Origin of the sequence: uncultured Planktosalinus sp. (genome assembly GCF_963973675.1) — a bacterium.
GTDB lineage: Bacteria > Bacteroidota > Bacteroidia > Flavobacteriales > Flavobacteriaceae > Planktosalinus.
The window spans coordinates 1-2,290 of sequence record NZ_CAXBAN010000402.1; the positions used below are offsets into that span (position 1 = coordinate 1).

The 2,290-nt window shown below is 33.8% G+C and carries 3 protein-coding genes and 2 pseudogenes; 3 read left to right on the forward strand and 2 right to left on the reverse strand.

All coding sequences use genetic code 11. From position 1 onward, the window contains the following. Together AACY61_RS12625 and AACY61_RS12630 are read left to right on the forward strand one after the other, a co-directional pair. Positions 1-219, forward strand: a pseudogene (locus tag AACY61_RS12625) (peptidase S41); the annotation flags it as partial. Between the two features lies 1 nt (position 220). Next, a complete protein-coding gene (locus AACY61_RS12630; RefSeq protein WP_339611936.1) occupies positions 221-1,036 on the forward strand; it encodes a sterol desaturase family protein in 816 nt (271 codons plus the stop codon). A 1-nt stretch (position 1,037) separates the two neighbouring features. Here AACY61_RS12630 and AACY61_RS12635 read toward each other — a convergent pair whose 3' ends face one another. Next, positions 1,038-1,478, reverse strand: coding sequence for a GNAT family N-acetyltransferase (locus tag AACY61_RS12635; RefSeq protein WP_339611937.1), 441 nt, complete (start codon positions 1,476-1,478; stop codon positions 1,038-1,040). A gap of 84 nt (positions 1,479-1,562) precedes the next feature. Between AACY61_RS12635 and AACY61_RS12640 the strand changes: the two genes are divergently transcribed. Then, positions 1,563-2,081, forward strand: a complete 519-nt coding sequence (locus tag AACY61_RS12640; RefSeq protein WP_339611938.1) for a hypothetical protein — start codon at positions 1,563-1,565, stop codon at positions 2,079-2,081. On the opposite strand, the pseudogene AACY61_RS12645 reads toward AACY61_RS12640, so the two are convergent. After that, positions 2,078-2,290 (reverse strand): annotated as a pseudogene (locus AACY61_RS12645) (cation transporter); the annotation flags it as partial. The gene AACY61_RS12640 and the pseudogene AACY61_RS12645 overlap by 4 nt on opposite strands.

Consider the following 2,290-nt stretch of genomic DNA (forward strand, 5'->3'; position numbering starts at 1 on the left):
AAAAGTTATGTTGCTCTTTTAGAAGATCTTAGTAATGCCAAAGACAAAGAATTACAGTCCAAAAAGGCTGAAATCAAATCATTGTTGACAGATGAGATTGTGAAGCGTTATTTTTATAAAGAGGGATTGTATGAATATCACGTTGCTAACAATCCTGAAATAAAAGAAGCTGTTGCTATCTTAAAAGATAAAAACCGCTATCTAAACATTTTTAAATAAAATGCATTCTTTTTTAAGTTTTTTTGAAGAAATGCCGCTCTGGTTGCGTCTGCTTTGGGTAGTCGGAGTTTTGGGAGTTTTTTGGATTTTAGAAGGGTATTATGCCCTTGTAAAAATCAATTATAAAAAATGGAAACACGCCGGTGTCAACTTTGCCTTCCTTTTTTTTACGATGATGATTAACGTAGGTTTTGGCGCACTTACGCTGGGAATATTTTATTGGATAGAAACTACACAGTTTGGTTTGTTAAATCTGGTTAATTTACCCATTTGGCTAGAATTAATAGTTGCGCTGCTTACATTAGATTTTATTGCTCAATATGGTGTACACTATTTGTTGCACAAGATAAAATGGATGTGGCGTTTGCATATTGTACATCACAGCGATACTAAGGTTGATGTAACCACGGGAACGAGACATCATCCGCTGGATTTTGTAATCAGGGAAACTTTTGCCCTTATTGCTGTATTAATTATGGGAATGCCTATTGCTTTCTATCTAGTGTACCGCATTTTAAGCGTGTTTTTTACTTATTTTACCCATGCCAATATAAATCTGGGTAAGATAGACAAATACATCAGCTATGTGTTTGTAACTCCCAATATGCACAAGTTTCACCACCACTGGGAAATGCCTTGGACAGACACCAACTTTGGAAATATGTTTTCTTTCTGGGACAGGATTTTTGGCACTTTTGTTTATGGTGATCCAAAAAAAGTGCGTTATGGACTTGATCTTGTTGATGATAGTACAGATGAAGATATCTTATATCAATTAAAAATTCCATTTGATAAACGAGTCAGGACAAAGGGGTAAATTATATTTTTTCCATACCAATGTGTGGAATTCCATCTTCCAGATAACCCTCACCCACTTCCTGATATCCGTGTGCATTATAGAAATTAACAAGATATTGTTGAGCTGAAAGATGAATTTTTGAGGTGTTGAAGTTCACTTCAACAGCATCATTTGCTGCTTTCATTAATTGGTGTCCATAACCAAATTTTCTTTGGTTTTCTTTAATAATAACTCTTCCGATACTTGCTTTTTCAAAATAATCGCCGGGACCAAAAAGTCTTGCATAAGCAACCAACGTGCCGTTTTTGTATGCAAAAAGATGAAGTGCTTTTTCATCTTTTCCGTCAATATCCTGATAGACACAATTTTGCTCTACCACAAATACCTCACTGCGTAGCTGAAGAATATCATACAATTCTTGTATAGTGAGTTGCGAATACTTTTTTAGCTTAAAATTCAACTTTATAGTTTGTTGTTGTTATTGGCAAAAATAAGTTTTTTTAAAAGAAATAATCTACCTTTATAAAGAGTAAACTTTCCAACTATGAAAAATTTTATCGTATTTCCGCTTTTACTATTGTTTGTTTTAGCCTCCTGTATTGACACTTCTAAAAATTATTTTACAGAAGAATCCTCAGAAATTGAGGTAATGCGAAAAATGATAAAAGACTATGAAGCCGGGGACTGGTCTTCTTACGCCACCCATTATGTGGATGATGCAAAAATCTATCACAACCGAGTTAACAGTGATCCAAGAACTGTTAATGAGTCAATAGAAGAGCATAAAACGTTCATTAACCAGATGAAAAATTATCAATATTCAACCACAGAAAACCAGACGTTTGAAATGATTATAGACAGCAAGGGAACTACTTGGGTTAGTTTTTGGGGTGTTTGGACCGGCACATTTACTGAAAGTGAAAATAAAACCGAAATTATTGTACACATAACATCAAAATTTGAAAATGGAAAAATTATTCAGGAACATATGTATTGGGACACAGCTCCATTTGTTATGGAATCAATTTGGGTAGATAATAAAATAGAAAAGGATAAGGGTTAATCTTGCACAATAATATCTTTACTTATTTCTTCTCTTTGATATTCAGGTTGTATTGTAATATGATTGATTCCAAAATCTTGAATCAAAAGTTCCTCCAGTTTTAAAAGAAGGCGGTCAAATTCAGAAATTTTCACATCTTTTTTAAATTCCAGATGTGCTTCTAAATGCACTTCATCTTCATTGAGCTGCCAGATGTGAATGTGGTGAAT